The sequence below is a fragment of the Luteibacter sp. HAY1-4A genome, from assembly GCF_056755355.1.
The window spans coordinates 50,753-72,380 of the sequence record NZ_JBNDHZ010000005.1 but is presented as its reverse complement, the minus strand read 5'-3'; the positions used below and the strand labels follow the sequence as shown (position 1 = coordinate 72,380).

16 protein-coding genes are annotated in these 21,628 nt (G+C 67.6%); 9 read left to right on the top strand and 7 right to left on the bottom strand.

The annotated features are described in order from the left end of the window. Nucleotides 1-20 precede the first annotated feature (20 nt). From ACPYOD_RS02675 to ACPYOD_RS02650, 6 genes are all read right to left on the bottom strand, one after another. Nucleotides 21-1,706 (bottom strand): DUF3300 domain-containing protein, encoded by a 1,686-nt coding sequence (locus tag ACPYOD_RS02675; RefSeq protein ID WP_481300184.1) that lies wholly within the window; start codon nucleotides 1,704-1,706, stop codon nucleotides 21-23. 134 nt (nucleotides 1,707-1,840) lie between these two features. After that, nucleotides 1,841-2,587 carry a class I SAM-dependent methyltransferase gene (locus tag ACPYOD_RS02670; RefSeq protein ID WP_481300183.1) on the bottom strand — a complete coding sequence of 249 codons (747 nt, stop codon included), beginning with the start codon at nucleotides 2,585-2,587 and terminating at the stop codon, nucleotides 1,841-1,843. An 18-nt stretch (nucleotides 2,588-2,605) separates the two neighbouring features. Then, the gene (locus tag ACPYOD_RS02665) at nucleotides 2,606-4,168 is read right to left on the bottom strand and encodes a hypothetical protein (RefSeq protein WP_481300182.1); all 1,563 of its coding nucleotides are present in this window, start codon (nucleotides 4,166-4,168) and stop codon (nucleotides 2,606-2,608) included. 101 nt (nucleotides 4,169-4,269) lie between these two features. Beyond that, on the bottom strand, nucleotides 4,270-5,505 hold the full coding sequence (gene hutI / locus ACPYOD_RS02660; RefSeq protein ID WP_481300181.1) for an imidazolonepropionase: 1,236 nt from the start codon (nucleotides 5,503-5,505) through the stop codon (nucleotides 4,270-4,272). Then, a complete protein-coding gene (locus ACPYOD_RS02655; protein WP_481300180.1) occupies nucleotides 5,502-6,881 on the bottom strand; it encodes a chloride channel protein in 1,380 nt (459 codons plus the stop codon). Before ACPYOD_RS02655 ends, hutI begins: the two co-directional genes overlap by 4 nt. Beyond that, complete coding sequence (locus tag ACPYOD_RS02650; protein ID WP_481300179.1) at nucleotides 6,878-8,449, bottom strand: GNAT family N-acetyltransferase; 1,572 nt, start codon at nucleotides 8,447-8,449, stop codon at nucleotides 6,878-6,880. Before ACPYOD_RS02650 ends, ACPYOD_RS02655 begins: the two co-directional genes overlap by 4 nt. Before the next feature lie 111 nt (nucleotides 8,450-8,560). Here ACPYOD_RS02650 and ACPYOD_RS02645 point away from each other — a divergent pair, with 111 nt between their 5' ends. Beyond that, complete coding sequence (locus ACPYOD_RS02645; RefSeq protein WP_481300178.1) at nucleotides 8,561-9,919, top strand: formimidoylglutamate deiminase; 1,359 nt, start codon at nucleotides 8,561-8,563, stop codon at nucleotides 9,917-9,919. Here the strand turns inward: ACPYOD_RS02645 and ACPYOD_RS02640 are convergent. Then, the gene (locus ACPYOD_RS02640) at nucleotides 9,883-10,386 is read right to left on the bottom strand and encodes a hypothetical protein (protein WP_481300177.1); all 504 of its coding nucleotides are present in this window, start codon (nucleotides 10,384-10,386) and stop codon (nucleotides 9,883-9,885) included. The genes ACPYOD_RS02645 and ACPYOD_RS02640 overlap by 37 nt on opposite strands. Before the next feature lie 164 nt (nucleotides 10,387-10,550). Between ACPYOD_RS02640 and asnB the strand changes: the two genes are divergently transcribed. The 8 genes from asnB to ACPYOD_RS02600 all read left to right on the top strand — a co-directional run bounded on the left by asnB (nucleotide 10,551) and on the right by ACPYOD_RS02600 (nucleotide 21,125). Continuing rightward, nucleotides 10,551-12,221, top strand: coding sequence for an asparagine synthase B (gene asnB / locus ACPYOD_RS02635; protein WP_481300176.1), 1,671 nt, complete (start codon nucleotides 10,551-10,553; stop codon nucleotides 12,219-12,221). A gap of 162 nt (nucleotides 12,222-12,383) precedes the next feature. Continuing rightward, nucleotides 12,384-13,509, top strand: a protein-coding gene (gene prfB / locus ACPYOD_RS02630; protein WP_481300175.1) for a peptide chain release factor 2 whose coding sequence is annotated in 2 segments (ribosomal slippage) — nucleotides 12,384-12,458 and nucleotides 12,460-13,509 — 1,125 coding nt in all. Because the reading frame shifts where the segments join, the coding sequence is not laid out codon by codon here. Nucleotides 13,510-13,561: 52 nt separating this feature from the next. Beyond that, nucleotides 13,562-15,094: a lysine--tRNA ligase gene (gene lysS, locus ACPYOD_RS02625; protein WP_481300174.1), complete on the top strand. Its 1,533-nt coding sequence runs from the start codon at nucleotides 13,562-13,564 to the stop codon at nucleotides 15,092-15,094. A 25-nt stretch (nucleotides 15,095-15,119) separates the two neighbouring features. Beyond that, nucleotides 15,120-15,419, top strand: a complete 300-nt coding sequence (locus ACPYOD_RS02620; RefSeq protein ID WP_481300173.1) for a YciI family protein — start codon at nucleotides 15,120-15,122, stop codon at nucleotides 15,417-15,419. Continuing rightward, nucleotides 15,416-15,679 carry a BolA family protein gene (locus ACPYOD_RS02615; RefSeq protein WP_481300172.1) on the top strand — a complete coding sequence of 88 codons (264 nt, stop codon included), beginning with the start codon at nucleotides 15,416-15,418 and terminating at the stop codon, nucleotides 15,677-15,679. Before ACPYOD_RS02620 ends, ACPYOD_RS02615 begins: the two co-directional genes overlap by 4 nt. A 299-nt stretch (nucleotides 15,680-15,978) precedes the next feature. Continuing rightward, nucleotides 15,979-19,479: a chromosome segregation protein SMC gene (smc, locus tag ACPYOD_RS02610; protein ID WP_481300171.1), complete on the top strand. Its 3,501-nt coding sequence runs from the start codon at nucleotides 15,979-15,981 to the stop codon at nucleotides 19,477-19,479. 23 nt (nucleotides 19,480-19,502) lie between these two features. Beyond that, the gene (gene zipA / locus ACPYOD_RS02605; RefSeq protein ID WP_481300170.1) at nucleotides 19,503-20,492 is read left to right on the top strand and encodes a cell division protein ZipA; all 990 of its coding nucleotides are present in this window, start codon (nucleotides 19,503-19,505) and stop codon (nucleotides 20,490-20,492) included. Between the two features lie 3 nt (nucleotides 20,493-20,495). Next, nucleotides 20,496-21,125 carry an FMN-binding negative transcriptional regulator gene (locus ACPYOD_RS02600; RefSeq protein WP_481300169.1) on the top strand — a complete coding sequence of 210 codons (630 nt, stop codon included), beginning with the start codon at nucleotides 20,496-20,498 and terminating at the stop codon, nucleotides 21,123-21,125. Nucleotides 21,126-21,628: the final 503 nt, after the last annotated feature.

Genomic DNA, 21,628 nt, shown 5'->3' with positions numbered 1-21,628 from the left:
TCGAAGCGGGCGCCCGGGCGTCAGTTGTCGTGCTTCTTGTGATCGTCGTGGTGCTGTTGTGGCGCCGGGTGCGGCTGCTCGTGGTGTTCTTGTGGCTGCGGACGTTGCGGCTGCGGGCGGGGGGCCTCCGGGCGCGGCTGGGGCATGGTGTGCGCCATCTCGAAACGCTGCTGGGGCTGCCGCGGCGTTGCAAACTGCCTCTCGGGCTGGTCCCGCTGCGGCTGGAACCTCGGGGCGTCGTTGCGTGGCATCTGCGGCGCATGCTGGGCGAATTGCGGCTGCGCGTGGGGTTGCTGCGGCGCCTCGCGCGGCGGCTGCGGCGTATGCGGGGTCGGCTGCGGGGGCTGGCCTTGCGGTGCCTGGGTTGCCGCGGCCTGTCGCGCCTGCGGCGGAAGACGGTCGCCACCGCGCTCGTGATCGGCGAAGCGACCCGGCTGGCCCGGGTGCTGGCCGGGCTGCCCCGGTGCGCCCGGGAACGGACGACCACCCCGGGTGACGTCCGGTGTGCTCGGTCGGGGTGGCGGCAGGGCCGGGTGCGCGTTGGGCGCCGTGGCGTGCAACGCGCTGGGCGTGAAGCTCGGGCGCTGCATGTGCGCGTAGTCTGGCTGGGCCGGTCGCTGGGGCGGGCCACCGGCACCCTGCGGGCCGAAGGCGGGGCGCGGTCCCTGGACCGGACCCTGCCCAGGATCCGGCAGACCGAGACGGTTATAGGTGTTGCCGAAGTCATGCCGGTTGTCGATGTGCACCGAACGGTCGACGTAGCGGTTGTTCACTACGGTGCGGTTCACGACATAAGGATGGTTGTCGTACACCACGGTCGGCCGGCCACCATCGCGGTAGCCACCCCATGACGTGCGCCAGCGATCCCACCCCCATGGGCGGTCCCGGTGTTCGTGGTGGGCAAAGAGCTCGCCGACCAGAATGCCGGTGCCGAAACCGATGACACCTGCGACGACGGCGTCGTGGTAATCGGGGCCGCGTTCGACATAGCGGGTCTCGTATACGCGGGAGTAAACCGGCTCGCCATAAACCACATCGGGATCGTAGTCGGGCACGTACACCACGCCTGGGTCCGCGGGTTCGATCTCGATGGTCTGCGAGGGCGGACCGACGATCTCGTCCGTTTCGACCACTTGGGTCTGCGAGACGGGCGGGCCACGGTCCACCACCTGCACCTTCTGCTGCGCCGTGCTCTTCAGATTGCCTTTCGCCTGCGCACGCGAACGCATCACCTGGATCGCATTCATCACGTCGGACGGCTCGTTGGCGTAAGCCTGACCCAGCGCATCCGTCCACTCGCCATTGTTCGCCATCTGGTCGAGTACGGCGGGGAAGGCCACGAGCGACTTCACGCTGGGATCCCACGGTTGGCCATCGGCGGCATCGATCAGCGCTACACCGGTGAGGTCGCGATGATCCCGGATGAACTGCCGCGCATCGCCGACCTGGTCCGGATGGGTCGAAGCGGCGAGCGTCTGCGCCACGAGGTTGTCGGGGAAGAGGGCGATGGGAGCGACGAGAGCATAGAGCTGATCGGCCGTCGGGCGCTGGTAGGGTGCGGCCTGCATCGGCGTGGGCGCGCTTTCCGCCGGTGGCGGCATATCGGCGTCCTGTGCGGGGCGCTCACGGTTGCAAGCCCCCAGTGCCGTGACGATGGCGGCGGCCAGCAGCGTCTTCAGGGAAACATCGAGGAATGCTCGCGACATCGGGGATGCCTTTCCTGGGTGGTGTGGGCCCAGCTTCACGCGCCGTGGCTTACTACGGCCTGTCTGCGCAAGGGTCGGCCAGAGTGCGTTTACCTGCGCGTCGGACTTCGCAAAAGCCTGCGATGCGCCGGCGCCTAGAGCTCCAATCGTTCTGCGAATTCGAAACGGCTGTCGGCCGGCGCGGCGATGACATTCTGCTGGACCATGCCGGGGAAGATGTTCGCTTCCACGCCTGCATGGTTATCGTTGTTGAACAGGTATGGCACGTGCGACCACGCGCGATAGCCGAGCGCCTTGATGGCATCGACCTCTGCCTGTGCTTCGTCCAATCCGGACAGGCGTGCGTAGATCAGGGGGCGGTGCGTGCGCAACGTTTCGGCAGCGCCGGCGAGCACGTCCACCAGCGCGTGCGGCTGGTTCACCTTGAGCAGGTGCAGGGCGTCGAGCTTGAGGCCGTCGACGGTGGCGATGCGCAGCTTCTCGTCCGCGCCTGTGCCGGCGCCGCGAGCCAGTGCGCCGAGTGTGGCGCTGCCCTTGCCGCGTCCGAGCCATACCGGGTGGGTGAACACGTTGTCGAGGCCGTTGATCGCCACGTTCGCGCAGGCCTGCTGGAAGCGGATGCGGCGCGGTTCGGCGATGTGCACTTCGCCCTGCGGCCCGACTACTTGCGACATCCACAGGGCGTGCGCGGCGAAGTCGCCGCCGAACTCGAGCACGGTGTGTCCTTCTTCGATCAATCCACTGAGCAGGACGGTTTCGTGTTCGGCCCATTCGCCGTAGAGCTGTAGCGAGCGGGTCACCGGGTTGTCGGGGGCGACGGCTACGGCGATGCCGTAGCGTGTGGGCCAGAACGGTTGGGCGGTTTCGGGGCGAGTGGGCATGGCGGGGCTCGGTAGGGGTCAGAGGGTGGTGCAGGCGATGGCAAGGTGGCGCAGCGAGCGCGCAAGCGCCGGCCGATCGTGGCCGTCCATGTCGGCCCAGTGCCGGCAGGCGTCGCGCCAGAGGTCCAGCAGACCTGCGTGGGCACCGTCGTCGTTCCAGATGGATTCGCACAGGTGGGCGGCCTTTGCGTGATCGCCTTCGCTCTGGCAGGCGCGGGCAAGCGCGAGCCTTGCCGCCGGCGCGAGAGGACCGGCCGCTTCGAGGTCGCGTCCGAGCGACGCCGTGACGCCGGTGTGGCTGTGCTCGTCGACGCCGAGTGCGGCGTACACCAGTTGGATGTCCAGCCGGCAAGCGAGGGCCTCGGCACGGCAGGCCGGTTCCTGTTCGGCGAGGAAAGCGTGGACGAGTGCGTGTGCGCATGCGTCCGCTGCATCCTTGGGGGGCAACGAGCGCGCGCGTTGCAGCGCGCTCCGGGCAGCCAACAGCGCGGTTTCCGCATCCGGCGACAGCGCGTGCGCCTGGTCGAAGCAGGTTTGCGCGCGATCCAGTTCGGAAAGTGCCGTTGCCCCTCGGGCAAGTTCGGCGCGCCGTAGAAACACCTGGCCCTTTCGCCGCAGGGCCAGGGCGGCGACCGGGGAACCCGCGCCATCCAGCAGGGAACACAGGCGTTCGGCTTCGGCGAGCCGCGAAGCGGCCGCATCTCCACGTACCCACGACGCCCAGGCCAGTTGTGCTTCGATGCATGCGTCGACGACGACCGGCTGGATCGCGGCGGGATCGCTGCCGATGGACGCCATCAGTTCGCGCAGGGCGAAGAGGCGGGTCGCGCCGGAAAGCCGTTCGGCGCGGGCGAGGCGAATCCGCATCCAGCACGCGAGCAAGCTGGGGCGCGTCGCTGTGTCGGCTTCGTGCAACGCGGCGAGGACTTCGCGTTCCGCGTGCGCGAGTCGCGCGTCCGCGTCCTGGCGCGGAAGGCCACGGGCTTGCCGCACGCAGTTCTCCCAGTCCGCTGTCCGGACGGGCGATGCCGCGATGGCGGGCGGTACGAGCAGGTTCACCGGGTCGTCTGCCACATGGATGAGCGGGGTCTCGAATGAAGAGCTCCGGTAGACCCATGCCGGTGGGTGACTTGCGCGCTCGCGGTCCGTGTCGAGCGAAGGTGGCGGATCCACTTCCATGACGGGCTCGGGCGACGTTTGCGGACGCGAGGCGAACAGACGCTTGCGCCGGCGCCAGACGAAGGTAACCAGCACGGATGCCGCCAGGCCGCCCGCGATGGCGATTGCCAGTGTGGCGAGCAGTGCCGACGAGGACCGTTGCCGGTCCGCCGCGACCATGGGAGACGACGGCGGGTCGAGCGGTACGGGTGTGTAAACGCCATCCGGCCCGCTGGTGGCCGTCGTCGCTTCCATGGCATCCAGCATCCGCGACACGTCGCGCATCTGCCGTGCGCGGCGCGCGCGCTCTTCCTGCTGTTGTTCACGACTGCTGCAGCCGGCCAGCACGACGGCGAGCGCCGTGCAGGCAGCGAGGCACAGAACGACGCGCCCCCACACGGGGGACGACCATGAAACCTTCAACGACATTCCTCAGCGTTTGCGACAGGCAAAGCGCTGACGATGGTACGGAGTCGATGCCGACAGATCGATGGAACTTTTCGGAAAGATTCCGCGAATTGCGCCTACAGCACCACGCGCTCGCCGCCGACCCAGCTTTCCCTCAGGAGATTGCCGCCGATCCAGTAGCAAAGCTCGGGAAGGTGGTGGACGCTCCACACCGCGAGATCGGCGCGCTGGCCTGCCGCGAGCGTGCCGCGATCGTCGAGGCCCAATGCGCGCGCGGCGTTCACCGTCGCGCCCCGCAGGGCTTCCTCGGGCGTGAGCCGGAAAAGCGTGCAGGCCATGCCCATGGCAAGGCGCAGCGAGAGCAAGGGCGACGTGCCAGGATTCAGGTCGGTAGCGACCGCCATGTCGACGTTGTGCCGGCGGAACGCATCGACCGGCGGCGGCCGCGTATCGCGAAGCGCGTAGTACGCCCCGGGGAGCAGCACCGCCACCGTGCCTGCCTCGGCCATCGCGCGCACGCCACCCTCGCTGGTCCACTCGAGATGATCGGCGGACAGGCCGCCGTAACGTGCGACGAGCGCTGCGCCGCCGAGGTCGGAGAGCTGTTCGGCGTGCAGTTTCACCGGCAGGCCCAGCGAGGTCGCCTTGGCGAACAACCGTTCCGTTTCGTCAGGAGTGAAGCCGATGCCCTCGCAGAAGGCGTCGACGGCATCGACCAGTTCTTCCGCCGCGAGGGACGGCAGCATGATGTCGCACACCAGGGACACATAGTCGTCGCGGCGTCCGGCGTATTCCGGGGGCAACGCGTGCAGGCCGAGGAAGCTGGTGTGGACTTCGATGCCCAGTTCCTCGCCGATGCGCCTGGCCACGCGGAGCATGCGTCGCTCGGCATCCGGTTCCAGGCCGTAGCCCGATTTGATCTCGAGCGTGGTGACGCCGTCGGCGAGCAACGCCTTCGCGCGCGGCAAGGACTGGCGCAGCAATTCGTCCTCGCTGGCAGCCCGCGTGGCGCGCACACTGGAGACGATGCCACCGCCCGCGCGGGCGATGTCTTCATAGGAAGCGCCTTCCAGCCGCTGTTCGAATTCCTGCGCGCGATCGCCGCCGAATACGAGGTGGGTATGGCAATCGACGAGTCCGGGCGTCACCCAGGTGCCGGGAAGGGATTCGACATGGCGCGCGAGAGCATGCGGCTCGCCGGCCAGTTCGGAGACAGGCCCCGCGAAAGCGATGCGCCCGTCGCGCCAGCCGACGGCGCCTTGCTCTACGGCACCGTAAGGCACGCCGTTGTCCAACAACGTGGCCAGGCCGACATCGAGCAGCAGGTGGTCCCAGCGTGGATCGGTCGTCATGCGTGTCCCTCGGTGGCCGGCGGATTTCGCCGCGCGCATTCCTCTTCGTACTGCGCCACCAGCTGGCCGGCCAGGGCCTTGTACACGGGCACGCGACAGACGAGTGCCGACACGGCGCGGGCGAGCAGGCAGGCGGCCATGATCGGCAGAGCCATCTGCCGGTTGGCCGTGAGTTCCAGCGAGATGACGGCGGCGGTGAGTGGCGACTGGGTAACGCCCGAGAGGTACGCGGCCATGCCGAGCAGCACGACCGCCGAACTATCGGCGCTGGGCAGCAGGCTGGCGATGTTCCCGCCGAGACCGGCACCCACGGCGAGCGCCGGCGAAAAGATGCCGCCCGGAATGCCGGCCCACGACGAAGCGATGTTGCCAAGGAACTTGAGCACGCCAAAGAATGGTCCGGTGACGGCGTGTCCTTGCAGGATGTCGCGTGCCTGCCCGTAGCCTGTGCCGTAGAGTCCGTTGGCGCTCAGGAAGCTCAACAGCACCAGCCCGAGACCGCACGCGGCGGCGAACACGATCGGGCTGCGTCCGCGCAAGCGTCCGACCGCGCCGCGAAAGCCCGTGGCCGAGGGCAGGATCAGCCGCGCGAAAAGGCCGCCTGCGAGTCCGCCGACGATGCCGGTGAGCAGCACCGCGATCCATGCCCTGCCCAGCGGCAGCGCCGCGGCGATTTCACCGAAATACGCGTAATTGCCGACGATGCCGAGGGACACGACGCCGGCGACGATCACGGCCGTGAGCAGGGTGCCGCTCATGCGGTGCTCGAACGTGCCGGACATTTCCTCGATCGCGAACACAACGCCGGCCAGGGGCGTATTGAACGCGGCCGCGAGTCCGGCTGCCGAACCGGCGAGGATGAAGCGTCCCGCCGCGGCGGGCTCGTCGAAACCGAAGCGGCGCCCGAGCGAGTAGAGCAGGCCCGCACCCACGTGCACCGTGGGACCCTCGCGGCCGACGGACGCGCCGCCGAGCAGCGCGCCGAGCGTGAGCGCCATCTTGCCCACGGCGATCTTCAGCGAGAGCAGGCGGGTGCGGAAGGTCTCGTCCTCGACTTCCAGCGCGGCGATCGCCTGCGGAATGCCCGAACCGCGGGTGGCCTTCATCGCCCCCTGGGTGAGCCAGCAGAGCAGGGCGAACACGGTGGGCGTGACCAGCAGCGGCACCCACCAGCCATGGGAGGCGACGCCACGGAACAGCTCGAACGTGAAGTCCGCGGCCTTCGCGAAGAACACGGCGGCAAGGCCCACCATGACCGCGCCGGTCCAGAAGAGCAGGCGCCTTCGCCATTGCGTCGGCGAAAGCCAGGCATGGCCACGAAGGCGTTCCAGCGGCGAGGCGACCGGTACCGGCTCCGTTTCCGGCGCGTCGCTCATTTCACCTCCGTACTGCGCGCCCAGCGCACTTCGTAGAGGTCGTAGCGGCGGTCCTTGAGGTTCTGCACGGCGCCCGAGTTGCGCGCGCGGGCAAGGTTCTCAAGGCGCAGGTCGGCGAACAGCACGGTTTCGATGTTGGGCGTGGAATCGGCGGCGACACCGTCGCGAGCGAAGGGAAAATCGCTGGGCGTGAGGATGCAGCTCTGCCCGTACTGGATATCGAAATTGTTCACGCCGGGCAGATTCCCGACGTTACCGGAAAGGACGACATAACATTGGTTCTCGATGGCGCGTGCCTGGGAGCAGTAGCGCACGCGGAGATAACCCTCGCGCACGTCGGTGCAGAAGGGCACGAACAGTATCAATGCGCCCTGGTCGGTGAGGTGGCGGGCTACCTCGGGGAACTCGGAGTCGTAGCAGATCATCACGCCGATCGGGCCGCAGTCGGTCTGGATCGTGGCCGCGGCGTCGCCGCCGGTGATGTTCCAGACGTTGCGCTCGCTCGGCGTGGGATGCAGCTTTTCACGCTCGTGGATGGAACCGTCGCGCAGGCACACGTAGCAGACGTTGTGGATGTCGCCGTTCGGTTGCCGCGTGGGATGCGATCCGCCGACGATGTTGATGTTGTAGTGCACCGCCAGCCGGTGGAACAGCGCCTTGACCTCGTCGGTGTATTCGGAGAGGCGGCGGATGGAATCCACCGGCGACAGTTCCGCGTTCTCGATGGACAGCAATTGCAGTGTCATCAGTTCGGGAAAGGCGACGAAGTCTGCGTCGTAGTCCGCCGCGATGTCCACGAAGTATTCGACCTGCGTGGCGAATTCCGCGAACGACGAGATCCGGCGTTGTTGGTATTGCACAGAGGCGACGCGCACGTTGTCGGGCAGCCGGTGGCTTTGCGACACGCGCGGCATGTCGGGCTGGTCGAGCCGGTGCGGATTGCGCCAGACCAGGTGCGCGGCATACCCGAGCGATTCGTGGTCGGAGGGCACGTAACCACGGAGCAGGCCGATCACCTCGAAGCCGTTGCGCAGCTGGAAACTCAATGTGGGATCGCGGCGGCTGCCTTCGACCACGGCCTGCACGTAGGCCTCGGCGCTGCCATAGCGCCCGATGGCACGGGCCAGCCCGGGCACACGGCCGCCGAAGACGATGCCGCGCAGCTTCAGGTCGGTGCACAGGCGCTTGCGCGCCATGTAAAGACGCTGGCCGATGCGCATGCCGCGATAGTCGGGGTGGACCACCACTTCCATGCCGTACAGCCAGTCGCCCTCCGGATCGTGCCGTGACGCGAACCCGCCGCCGGTGATCTGCATCCAGGTATGCGGCGCAAGCGCTACCGCCTCCGCGATGCGAAAGGTGGCGCAAAACCCTACGATGCGGCCTTCGTATTCGACGACGAACTGGCCCTCGGGGAAGTGCGTCTGCTGGCCGTGCAGCATTTCCGCGGAATGGCCCCATTCGGCCGTGTACACCCGCGCCGTGAGGGCCACGAGTTCCGGAACGTCGGCGGGGCGGGCCAGGCGAAGCAGCAATTTGGGCGGCTGTGAAGCCTTGCTCTCGTTCATGCCCCCTATTATGCGCCAGCCCCGAATCGTCACCGCGACCGGCGGCATCGGCTGCCTCCGCAGTGGTGGCACGGAGTACCATGCCGCATCCCCGGCCCACAGGATCCCCTCATGTCGAGTACCGCCGTCAGCGCAGACTTTCTCTGGCAAGGGGGCGCGTGGCGTGCCGGGGGCGACGTGGCACTCGACATAGCATCGGGCCGCTTCGATACGGCGGCTGGTGAGGCGTCCCGGATCGGCCGTTTCGTACTGCCGGGCATGCCCAACCTGCACTCGCACGCGTTCCAGCGGGCGATGGCCGGATTGGCCGAACGGCGTGGCCCGGGCGAAGACAGCTTCTGGACCTGGCGCGAAACCATGTATGCGTTTGCGGAAGCCATCGACCCGGACGACCTGAAGGCCATCGCCACGCAACTCTATGTCGAGATGGTGAAAGCCGGCTACACCCAGGTATGCGAATTCCATTACCTGCACCATGGGCCGCGCGGCGTGCCGTATGCCGATCCCGCGGCCATGTCGCTGGCGTTGATGGAGGCTGCGAAGGACGCCGGCATCGGCCTGACGCTGTTGCCTGTGCTGTACATGACCGGCGGTTTCGACGGGCGTCCGCTCTCGGACCGGCAGCAGCGCTTCCGCCATGACGTGGGCAGCTTCGTGAGCCTGCTCGAGCGCCTGGCGCCGATGCAGGACGACATGTTCACGCTGGGCATCGCGCTGCACTCGCTGCGTGCCGTGCCGGAAGACGCGATGCGCTCGCTGCTTGCGACGGGCATCGCCAAGGAGCTGCCGGTACACATCCACATCGCTGAGCAGATCGGCGAGGTGCAGGATTGCCTCGCGGTCCGTGGCGCGCGACCGGTGGAATGGTTGTTCGACCATGCCGACGTCAACGCACGCTGGACGCTCATCCATGCGACGCACCTGACGGCGCAGGAAACGCACCGCCTCGCGAAGAGCGGCGCGGTGGCCGGTCTGTGTCCCACCACCGAGGCGAACCTCGGCGACGGCCTCTTCCCGCTCGCCGCTTTCATCGACGCGGGGGGCACGTTCGGCATCGGCTCGGACTCGCACATTTCCGTCTCGCCCGTCGAGGAACTTCGCTGGCTGGAGTACGGACAGCGGCTCGTTACGAGGCACCGCAACGTCGCCGCGCGCCAGCCCGAGGAAAGTGTGGGCACGGCGCTCTGGCAGCGTGCGCTCGACGGGGGCGTCAAGGCGGCGGCGAGCGACATCGGCAGGTTGGCGGCGGGAGCCCGTGCCGACCTTCTCGTCCTCGACGATCGTTCGCCCTTGCTCGCCGCGCGCGACGAGGCGGACGTGATGGACAGCTTCCTTTTCGCCGGCAACACGCCGCTGGTGCGCGACGTGATGGTGGGCGGCCGTTGGCGCGTACGCGATTTCGCGCACGTGGCGGAAGACTCGGCCGCGAAGGCTTATCGCGGTGTGGTGGAGAGGTTGGCGGCCGCCTGACCGGCCGGGCCCGAGGGGCACTTCGGCTTTCCGTAGAGTCCTTCCGCGGCCGGTTCGTTCGCCTTGGCCGCTTCGGGCGAGGCGTAGACCGTCACGCCGAGATCGCAATGGTTCTCGCGCAGCGTGAAGCGAATCGTGTCCATGCGCGTGGGCGGTGTGTCGTCGAGCACGCAGGTGCTGCCTTTCGCGAGCCGCACGGTAACCTGGTTCGCATCCGCGTCGACCACCTCGAAACGGGCGTTGCTGCAACCCTTCCAGCTCAGCGTGTCCTTGTCGATGCTGAGCATGCGCAGCCCGACGAAGGCGTTGCTGTACGGCTCCCAGTCGCCCGCCAGCCATGCCGGAGCGGGTTGGGCGGTAATAAGGACGGCGAGGGCGAGTAGCGTGTTCATGGTGACGTCGAAAGATAGCGGATAGACGGGAAGGGTGCTTGCATCGCCCGTCGCGACGTGTTTTAGTCGGGCCATGCTTCGCATCGCCGCCAATAACGCCAATAACAATAACCGTGCCCGGAACATCGGGAGGGTCGGCGTGTAGGCGGTTTCAGGCGAAACCATCCGAATCACGAAAGGCCCGCCCTCCAAGGCGGGCCTTTTTCTTTGCGTGCTTTCTTACATGGAGTGCAAGACCTATGTGTTCGATCCTGGGAATATTCGGCCTCTCGGCCGGCGACGACCTCGTCGCCTTGCGCGCGCGGGCCATGGAGCTTTCGCAGCGGCAGCGCCATCGCGGCCCGGACTGGAGCGGTGTCTTCGTGGACGACGGCGCGATCCTCGTCCACGAGCGCCTGGCCATCGTCGACCCGGCCAGCGGCGCGCAGCCCTTGCGCTCCCCGGACGGTGACCTGGCGCTGGCCGTGAACGGCGAGATCTACAACCATCGCGAACTTCGCGCCGCCAGCGACTACGCCTTCACCACCGGCTCCGATTGCGAGGTGATCAACGCGCTCTATCGGGAGCACGGCGACGACTTCGTGCACGAACTCAACGGCATCTTCGCGTTCGCGCTGTGGGACGCCGGGCGTCGGCGCTTCCTGGTCGCACGCGATCCGCTGGGGGTATGCCCCCTGTACTGGGGGCACGACAGGGAAGGGCGCCTCTACGTCGCCTCGGAGATGAAGGCGCTGACCGGCGTTTGCGCCGACGTGGCGCCTTTCCCTCCGGGGCACGTCTACGACAGCCTGCGCGGGGAGGCGGTGCCCTATTGGTCGCCCACGTGGCGGGATTACGCCGCGACGGAGGGCCGGACGATCGAACCTGCCGCCCTGCGTGCGGCCTTCGAGGCCGCGGTGCACCGGCAGATGATGACCGACGTGCCCTATGGCGTGCTGCTGTCGGGCGGGCTCGACTCGTCCCTGGTGGCGGCCGTGGCCGCGAGCTTCGCGCGTCGCCGTATCGAAGACGACGACGCGGCCGAGGCCTGGTGGCCGCGCCTGCATTCGTTCGCCATCGGTCTCGAAGGATCGCCGGACCTCAAGGCGGCGGAGATCGCGGCAGCCGCGCTCGGTACCGTGCACCATGGCTTCCGTTACACGCTCGAAGAGGGATTGGACGCGCTGCCAGAGGTGGTCCGGCACATAGAAACCTACGACGTCACCACCATCCGCGCATCCACGCCGATGTTCCTGCTCGCGCGGCGCATCAAGGCGATGGGCGTGAAGATGGTTCTCTCCGGCGAGGGATCGGACGAAATCTTCGGTGGCTACCTGTACTTCCACAAGGCCCCGTCGGCTCGCGAATTCCACGAGGAAACCGTGCGCAAGCTCGACGCCTTGCAGTATTACGACTGCCTCCGCGCGAACAAGTCGATGTCCGCCTGGGGCGTGGAGGCTCGGGTGCCGTTCCTGGACCTCGAATTCCTGCATACCGCCATGGCCTTCGACGCCGACGCCAAGATGGTGGCTCGCAAGGGCATCGAGAAAGGCGTGTTGCGCGAAGCGTTCGATGGCGCGCTTCCGGCGGAAATCCTGTGGCGGCAGAAGGAGCAGTTCAGCGACGGCGTCGGATACGGCTGGATCGACGGCCTGAAGGACCATGCCGAGAAACAGGTGTCCGACCGGGAATTCGCCGCCGCGGCGGCCCGCTTCCCGTTCAACACGCCGGCCACCAAGGAGGCCTATTTCTACCGCTGCCTGTTCGAAAAGCACTTCCCGGGCGAGGCCTGCGCGGCCACGGTACCCGGCGGCAAGTCCATCGCATGCTCGTCCCCGGCGGCGCTGGCCTGGGATCCGGCGTTCGCGGCTGCGGCGGATCCCTCGGGAAGGGCGGTGCGCGGCGTGCACCGGGAGGCGCTGCCTGCGTGAGAGGCGGGGGCCGGGACCGGGGAGCGGAGGGCGCAAGCACCACGCGGGGGTACTCCGCGTGCCTTCGGCAGCCGCCCCGATTCCCGCCTCCGACCTCGGCTTTGCTACACTTCGCTGTTCACGCCGATGCCAACCGCATCGCCATAACAGGTACGAATTCCCATGATCGAAATCAATCCGATCCTCGCGCAGATCGCGGACCTCAAGGGCCGCGTCGAGTCGCTTAGGGGGTATCTTTGACTACGCCGTCAAGAAAGAACGGTTAGAGGAAGTCAATCGCGAGCTCGAGAGTCCCAACGTCTGGGACGACCCGAAGCGCGCGCAGGAACTGGGCCGCGAGCGCGCCCAGCTCGACACCATCGTTACCGGCATCGACGAGATGACCGCCTCGCTGGACGACGCGAAAGAGCTGCTCGACATGGCCGCCGCCGATGGCGACGAAGCCACCGTGCAGTCCATCGTCGACGACCTGAACAAGGTCGACGCCCGCGTCGGCAAGCTCGAATTCCAGCGCATGTTCTCGGGTGAGCTCGACGCCGCCCCGGCCTTCGTCGACGTACAGGCGGGCGCAGGCGGCACCGAGGCCCAGGACTGGGCTGAAATGCTGCTGCGCATGTACCTGCGCTGGGCGGAGTCGCGCGGCTGGAAGACCGAGCTCATGGAAGTGAGCGCGGGCGAAGTCGCGGGTATCAAGTCCGCCACGTTCCGCGTGGAAGGCGATTACGCCTACGGCTGGCTGAAGACGGAGATCGGCGTGCACCGCCTGGTGCGCAAGAGCCCGTTCGACTCGGACAACCGCCGGCATACCAGCTTCACTTCCGTGTTCGTGTCGCCCGAAGTGGACGACAACATCGAGATCGACATCAATCCCGCCGACCTGAAGACCGACGTCTACCGCTCATCGGGCGCCGGCGGCCAGCACGTGAACAAGACCGAGTCGGCCGTGCGTATCACGCACATCCCGACGAACACGGTCGTCGCCTGCCAGACCGAACGCAGCCAGCACGCCAACCGCGATCGCGCCATGAAGATGCTGAAGGCGAAGCTGTACGAACTGGAAGTCCAGAAACGGAACGCCGAGAAAGACGCCCTGGAAGCCACCAAGTCCGACATCGGTTGGGGCAGCCAGATCCGCAACTACGTGCTCGACCAGTCCCGCATCAAGGACCTCCGCACCGGCATCGAACGCTCCGACACCCAGAAGGTGCTCGACGGCGACCTCGACGAATTCGTCGAGGCAAGCCTCAAGGCCGGTCTCGAGGCCGGCTCCAAGCGCATCGACGCCTGATCCACCACGGGGCGCCCGCGCCCCGCACCCACCAAGAAGCCAACCCGACGCCATGACCGAAAACGCCAACGCCACAGCCTCCGCCATTGCCGCCGACGAGAACCGACTCATCGCCGAGCGTCGCGAGAAACTGAAAGCGCTGCGCGCGCAGGGCATCGCCTATCCGAACGACTTCAAGGTGGACAGCTTCGCCGGCGACCTCCAGGACGAGTTCGCCGACAAGGAAACCTGGACCGCCGAGGCCATCGAGGCCGCGCCGCGCCGCGTGGCCGTCGCCGGCCGCATCATCCTGATGCGCGGCCAGGGCAAGGTCAGCTTCGTGCAGATGCAGGACGGCACCGGCCGTATCCAGCTCTTCGTGCACCAGGGCACGCTGGGCGAGGAAGGCTACGAAGCGTTCAAGCGCTGGGACCTCGGCGACATCGTCGGGGCCACCGGCCTGCTCATGCGCACGAAGACGGGCGAGCTCTCGGTCAAGGTCGACGCCATTCGCCTCCTCACCAAGTCGCTGCGCGGCCTGCCGGACAAGCACCACGGCCTGGCCGACGTGGAGCAGCGTTATCGCCAGCGCTACGTCGACCTCATCGTTACCGAGGAATCGCGCCGCACCTTCGCGCTGCGCTCGAAGATCATCAGCCACGTGCGCCGCTGGCTCGAAGACCAGCCGCGCCGCTTCATGGAAGTGGAAACGCCGATGATGCACGTGATTCCCGGCGGGGCCACCGCGCGACCGTTCACCACGCACCACAACGCGCTCGACATTCCGCTGTTCCTGCGCGTAGCGCCGGAGCTTTACCTGAAGCGCTTGGTCGTCGGCGGCTTCGACCGCGTGTACGAAATCAACCGCAACTTCCGTAACGAGGGCGTGTCCACGCGGCACAACCCCGAATTCACGATGCTGGAGCTGTACCAGGCGTACGCCACCTACCACGAGATCATGGACCTCACCGAGGGCATGATCCGTTCGGCGGCGACGGACGTCGTGGGCGGCACCGTTATCGAATGGGACGGCGCCACCGTCGACCTCGGCCCGGCGTTCCGCCGCTGGCGCATGGAAGACGCGGTGCTCGAACTCAACCCCGAGATCAAGCCGGGCGAGCTGCGCGATCGCGAGGCCATGGCGGCGCACGCCGCGCGGCTGGGCATCCACGTGAAGCCGTCGTACGGGTGGGGCAAGCTGCTGCTCGAAGTCTTCGAGGCCACCGTCGAACACACCCTGATCCAGCCCACCTTCATCACCGATCATCCGGTGGAAGTCTCGCCGCTGGCGCGCGAGAGCGACACCGACAAGGGCATCACCGATCGCTTCGAGCTCTTCATCAACGGCAAGGAAATCGCCAACGGCTTCTCGGAGCTCAACGATTCCGAAGACCAGGCGGCCCGCTTCCAGGCCCAGGTGGACGCGAAGGATGCCGGCGACGACGAGGCCATGCACTACGACGCGGACTACATCCGTGCGCTCGAAGTCGGCCTGCCGCCCACTGGCGGTCTCGGGGTGGGCATCGACCGCCTCGTGATGCTGCTCACCGGCTCGTCGTCCATTCGCGACGTGCTGCTGTTCCCGACCATGCGTCCCGAGGCCTGAGCCTCGTCATTCCGGAGTCCGTCCCATGTGGTATGCCATCGTCGCCCTCGATCATCCGAACTCGCTCGAAAAGCGCATGGCTGCGCGCCCGGCGCACGTAGCCCGCCTGAAGGCGCTGCTCGAAGAAGGCCGGCTGAAGCTGGCCGGGCCGTTTCCGGCCATCGACTCGGAAGACCCGGGCGAGGCGGGCTTCGACGGCAGCATGATCGTCGCCCAGTTCGCCGATCTCGCCACGGCCAAGGCCTGGGCCGATGCCGATCCTTATGTGGAAGCCGGGGTGTACCGCGAGGTGTCGGTCCGTCCGTTCCGGGTGACCCTGCCGTGACCGTCGAGAAGGTCGAGCGCATCCGGTACCTGCTGACGCAGGCGCTGGCTCCGCTCGAACTCGACGTGATCGACGAAGGGCACAAGCACGTGGGCCATACGGGGCAGGGCAAGGGCCATTTCTTCGCCCGGATCGTGAGCCCCGCCTTTGCCGGCAAGAACCCCATCCAGCGCCATCGCATGGTGTACGAGGCCTTGGCTGAGATGATGCCGGACGGCATCCACGCCCTGTCGATCGAGGCGAAGGCGCCCGGCGAGTAGGAACGCGCCTTGCGCGTTCATGCCCGTGTCGGGCGCGGCATCTTTTGAGGTTCTTTGATTTGGCTTGCCCTGTGGGAGCCGCTTCAGCGGCGATACGTGGTCGCGAGAGCGCCCGCTGCCGCGGGATCGCCGGCGTAGCCGGCTCCCATAAAGGTCTAATTCGTGATTTCAATAGGTTACAGTAGGTTTCTCGTGTAACCTCGCGTATTGCGCACCCCGCCCCCCTTTGGCAAAGTGGTCGATCAGCCGAGGGGAGGCTCCCGAACGGGGCCCACGGCCGCGTCCCAACGGAAAACATAATGCGTCTGACCACGATCAAGCTGGCGGGATTCAAGTCCTTCGTCGATCCCACCACGCTGCACCTGCCCACCAACATGACCGGCGTCGTCGGCCCGAATGGCTGCGGCAAGTCGAACATCATCGACGCCATCCGCTGGGTCATGGGTGAGTCCGCCGCCAGCCGTCTGCGCGGCGACTCCCTCACCGACGTCATCTTCTCCGGCTCCAGCGCGCGCAAGCCCGTGGGCCAGGCGGCGGTTGAACTCATCTTCGACAACAGCGACGGCACCATCCAGGGCGAATACGCCAGCTTCGCCGAGATCTCCGTGAAGCGCGTGGTCAGCCGCGACGGCCAGTCGGCTTATTTTCTCAATGGCGGGCGCTGCCGCCGCCGCGACATCACGGACCTGTTCCTCGGCACGGGCCTGGGCCCGCGCTCCTACTCGATCATCGAGCAGGGCATGATCAGCCAGATCATCGAGGCGGCGCCGGAAGAATTGCGCATGCACCTGGAGGAGGCCGCCGGCATCTCCAAGTACAAGGAGCGGCGCAAGGAAACCGAGAGCCGCATCAAGTCCACGCGCGAAAACCTCGACCGCGTGCGCGACGTGCGCGACGAGGTGGAAAAACAGCTCGACCACCTGAATCGCCAGGCCCGCGCGGCCGAGCGCTGGAAGGCCTTCAAGGAAGAGCACACGCGGCGCGAGGCGGAACTGCGCGCGCTCGAATACAGGAGCCTGCATCGCCAGCATGAAGGCGAGGGTTCCGGCCTGCGCGAAGCGGAACTCGAGATCGAAAAACACCTCGCGGCCCAGCGGCAGGTCGAGGCGCAGCTGGAAAGCGTGCGCGAGCGTCACCACGGCGCCAGCGAACACCTCAACCAGGTACAGGCCGACGTATACAAGGTCGGTGCCGAGATCGCGCGCGTGGAGCAGCAGGTGCGGCACAACCGCGACCTGAGCGAACGCCTGACCCGTTCGCGTGCCGACGCCGAGCGCGAGCACGAGGAATTGCAGGGCCACATCGCGGCCGACCGCGAACAGATCGAAACGCTGCGCATGGCGCTTGCCGAAGGCGAGCCGAAGCTCGAAGCCTTGCAGCAGATCCAGGAAGAAACCGGCGAGGCACAGCGTGCCACCGAAGCCCGGCTGGCCGACTGGCAGCAGCGCTGGGATGCGCACACCCGCGGCGCTTCCGAGTCCAGCCGTGCCGCTGAAGTGGAGCGCACGAAGCTTGCCTATCTCGACCGCCAGGCCGTCGACCTGTCGCGCCGCCGTGAGGCCCTCGAAGCCGAGCAGCGTGCCACCGACGTCGCTGCGCTCGATGCCGCCGCGGAGCAGCTCGACACCGAGCACGAAACCCAGCGCGAACGCGTGGAGCAGCTGGGCGGCGTACTCGACCAACACAAGGCGGCTTACGAGGGTGCCCTCGAGGAAGAACGCCAGGTCCAGTCGGCGCTGAACGACGCGCGCCAGCAATTGCAGACCGCTCGTGGACGCCAGGCCTCCTTGGAGGCGCTGCAAACGGCGGCGCTGGGCCAGGAAGAGTCCGCCGCCACCGGCTGGCTCGCACGCCTCGGCCTGGATCGGTCGCGCCGCCTCGGCGAATCGCTGCAGGTGGATGCCGGTTACGAATCGGCCGTGGAAACAGTGCTCGCCGGCGTGCTCGACGGCGTACTGGTCGAGTCGCCGGATGCGCTCGCCGGGGAATTCGCCTCGCTGGGCGAAGCCGATGTGGCCTTGTTCGCGGGAGCCCAGGGCGGTCCCGGCAGCGCCGGCACATTGGCCGCGCACGTTCGCGGGCCGCTCGCGGCCGTGAACATGCTCGGCAACATCTTCGTGGTGGACACGGTGGAGGACGCCGCGGCCCGCGTGGGGTCGCTGGCGGCACACCAGTCGGTGATTACGCGTGACGGCGCCTGGATGGGGCCGGGCTGGGTGCGCATACGTCGCGCCTCGGGCAACCAGGTGGGCGTGCTGGCGCGTGAGCGCGACCTCCGCCAGCTCAACGAGCAGATCGAAACCCTCGAAGCCACCATCGAGGAGCGCACCGAACAACTGGAAGGGCTGCGCACGCGCAAGTTCGAAACCGAGCGCCAGCGCGACGACGCGCAACGCGACCTTTACGCCGCGCACCGTCGCCTGTCGGAGCTCGCGGGGCAGTTGCAGAGCCACCGCGGCAAGATGGAAACGGCGCGTGCGCGCGCCGAAAAGGTCGGCGGCGAAATCTCCACGATCGTCGACCAGCTCGACGAACTGGAAGGCCAGACCCGTGAAGCGCGCGCGCGGCTCGACGAGGCCGTGGGCCACATGGGCGACCGCGAGGACGAGCGCCGCGGGCTCGAGAACGAGCGTCGCGAGTTGCTCGAAGCCCGCGAGGAAGCCCGCATCAACGCGCGCGAAGCCGCCGACCAGGCGCACCAGCTCGCCCTGGGCATGGAATCCAAGCGCTCCGCGCTGACCTCGCTGGAGCAGGCGCTGGCACGCCTGGACACGCAGTTGCGCCAGGTGGTGGCGCGCCGCGACGAGATCGACCAGCAACTCGCGGCGGGCTCCGACCCGATCGCGGAACTGGAAGCCGAACGACAGACCTACCTCGACCAGCGCCTGCTGGTCGACCGCCAGCTCGTGGAGGCGCGCCGTGCGCTCGAAGACTGCGACGCGGAATTCCGCAAGCTGGAGCAGGACCGCCAGCGCACCGAGCACCTGCTGAACCAGGTGCGCGAAAGCGTCTCCGAGAAGCGCCTCGCCGCGCAGGCGCTGCAATTGCGCGCGGAGCAGCTTGCGCAGGCCATCGTCGCTTCGGGCCTGGAGCTCGAAGCTCTGTTGTCCGAACTGGCCGAAGATGCCGAGCCGCAACACTGGCAGCAGCAGCTGGTGGACCTCTCGCAGAAGATCGCCCGCCTGGAACCGGTGAACCTCGCCGCCATCCAGGAGCACGCCGAGCAGTCGCAGCGCAAGGAATACCTCGACGCGCAGCTCACCGACCTCGCCGGTGCGCTGGAAACCCTGGAAGGCGCAATCAAGAAGATCGACCGCGAGACCCGGCAGCGTTTCAAGGAAACCTTCGACCGCGTGAACGCCGGCGTGCAGGAACTGTTCCCGCGCCTGTTCGGCGGCGGTCACGCCTACCTGGAACTCACCGGCGAAGACCTGCTCGACACGGGCGTGGCGATCATGGCCCGTCCACCCGGCAAGCGCGTATCCAACATCACGCTGCTGTCCGGCGGTGAGAAGGCGCTCACGGCCGTGTCGCTCGTGTTCGCCATCTTCGGCCTCAATCCGGCGCCGTTCTGCCTGCTCGACGAGGTGGACGCCCCGCTGGACGAGGCCAACGTCGGCCGCTTCTCGGCGATGGTGCGCGAGATGAGCGAGAAGGTGCAGTTCATCTTCGTGAGCCACAACAAGGCCACGATGGAAGCCGCACACCAGCTCTGCGGCGTTACCATGCGTGAGCCGGGCGTCTCGCGTCTCGTCCAGGTCGATCTGGCCGAGGCGTCCAAGCTCGTCGGCGTCGCCTGAGCACTACCTGAGGAATCGAACCCATGAATCCCGCCATCGGCCTCGCCTGGAATCCCGCGGTAGGCATCCCGATGCTGTTCGTCGGCATCGTCGTGCTCGTGCTGCTCTGGCTGTTCGGGCAGCCGCGCAAGGAGCAGGGCCGGCGCAAGCCCGTGCAGGAACAGCCGGAGCGCGCCCGCGAGCGCCGTGAGCCGGTGTTCGGCGACGAAGCCGAGCAGGATGCCGACGAGGACGGACTCACGTCGTTCCGGGCGCGCGAGGACGACGACGCCAACGACCCGCTGTTCAATCCCAAGCCCGCGCAGGGCGAACTCGACGTCGACCTCCGCGCCGAACTCGAGCGCCTGGGCGCCTCGCTGGCCGGCGAACGCACCGCCTCGGCGGCACCCGTGCTGCCGGACGAGCCCGCGCGCGCGGGTCGCGTCGATCCCCGCCTGGACCTCCCGTTCGAGGTCGACGAGCCGGTGGCCGCCGCGCCGATTCCCGCTCCGGCTCCCGCCCCAGCGCCTGCACCGCCGCCGAGGACGCCGCCCCGGTCCGACCTCGGCCGCCGCCCGACCAACGCGCCCGTCGAGCGCATCGTCAGCCTCTATGTCGTCGCCCGCGAGGGCAGCAAATTCAACGGCGCCGACCTCGTCGTCGCGGCCGAGAAGGCTGGCCTCGAATTCGGCGACATGGGCATCTACCACCGGCTGGTGGACGGCCATCCGGAGCAGGGACCGATCTTCAGCGTGGCCAACCTGGTGAAGCCGGGCAATTTCGACATGGCCCGCATCGCCACCTTGCAGACGCCGGGACTGTCTTTCTTCATGGCGTTGCCGGGGCCGGCCCCCGCGCTCGACGCCTGGGACGCCATGCTGCCGACCGCGCAGCGCCTGGCCGAACTGCTGGATGGCCTCGTCCTTGACGAAGAGCGCAATGCGCTCGGCCGCCAGCGCATCGCGCATATTCGCGACGAGCTTCGCGGCTGGGACCGCGGGCACGAAGGCGAAGAGATCAAGTTCGGGCAATAAGGCATGTATACGCCGAGGGATTTCGTCGAGGCACGCGTCCCCGTCCTGCACGAGGCCATCCGCGCGAACGCCTTCGGCACGCTGGTGACCGCGGGCGCCGGCGGCATCGAGGCCACGCACCTTCCGTTCGTGCTCGCTCGCGACGAAGGCCCCCTGGGCACCCTGTACGCGCATGTGGCCCGCGGCAACGACCACATCGCGCGCCATTCCGGCGAAGTCCTTTCGATCTTCACCGGACCGCACGCATACATCTCGCCGAACGGCTATCCCGGCAAGGCCACGCACCATCGCGAAGTGCCCACCTGGAATTACATCGCGGTGCATGCGTACGGCGTGCCGGAAACATTCACCGACCCGGATCGCCTCCTCGACCTCCTGTCGCGCCTGACCGACCAGTCCGAGCACGACAGCGGCCAGGCCCAACCGTGGAAGCTGAGCGACGCGCCGGCGGACTACGTGGCACCGATGCTGCGAGGCATCGTCGGCATTCGCCTGCCCATCGCCCGCATCGAAGGCAAATGGAAGCTCGGCCAGAACCGCCCGGCCGAAGACCGCGAGGGCGCGGCACAACTGCTGAGCCAAAACCCCGGCGACAACGCACAGGCCATCGCCAAGGTCATGCGCTCGATCTAGGGCACGTCAGGACCGGATGCCCTCGACTCCAGACATCGCGGCGAGTGTGGGAAGCGCGCTGGCGCGCGAACAATCTCGCCACACCGTCGCGAGCACCCGTTCGCGCGCTAGCGCGCTTCCCACACTTGCCACAGGGTCCTGTCTATCTTGCAAGGTTCTCGCGAGCTTTCCTCGCCGCCATGGCGGCTCCCCCCGCCCGGACGCCCGGGTCCGCCGGGGCGCAAGCCATAAGACACTGCCGCGCAGCGGCCTCCTTTCCCAAGGAACGACGTAAGTCTTCGCGGCGAGGGGGCGGCTGCCGGTTTCCAGGCCACGGCACAGGCGCCGATGCGAGGCCGCCAGGCGAGCCCACCCTACGAAGCGAAACACGCGCAACAAGAAAGCGGCGGCGAAGCCATACAAGCCGCGAGCCGCACGAGTAGCCGACCCTACGCAGCGGCCAGCGGCGTCGGATCGAGAGAAAACACCATGGCACGTTCACACTACCGCAACGCCCGGATGCG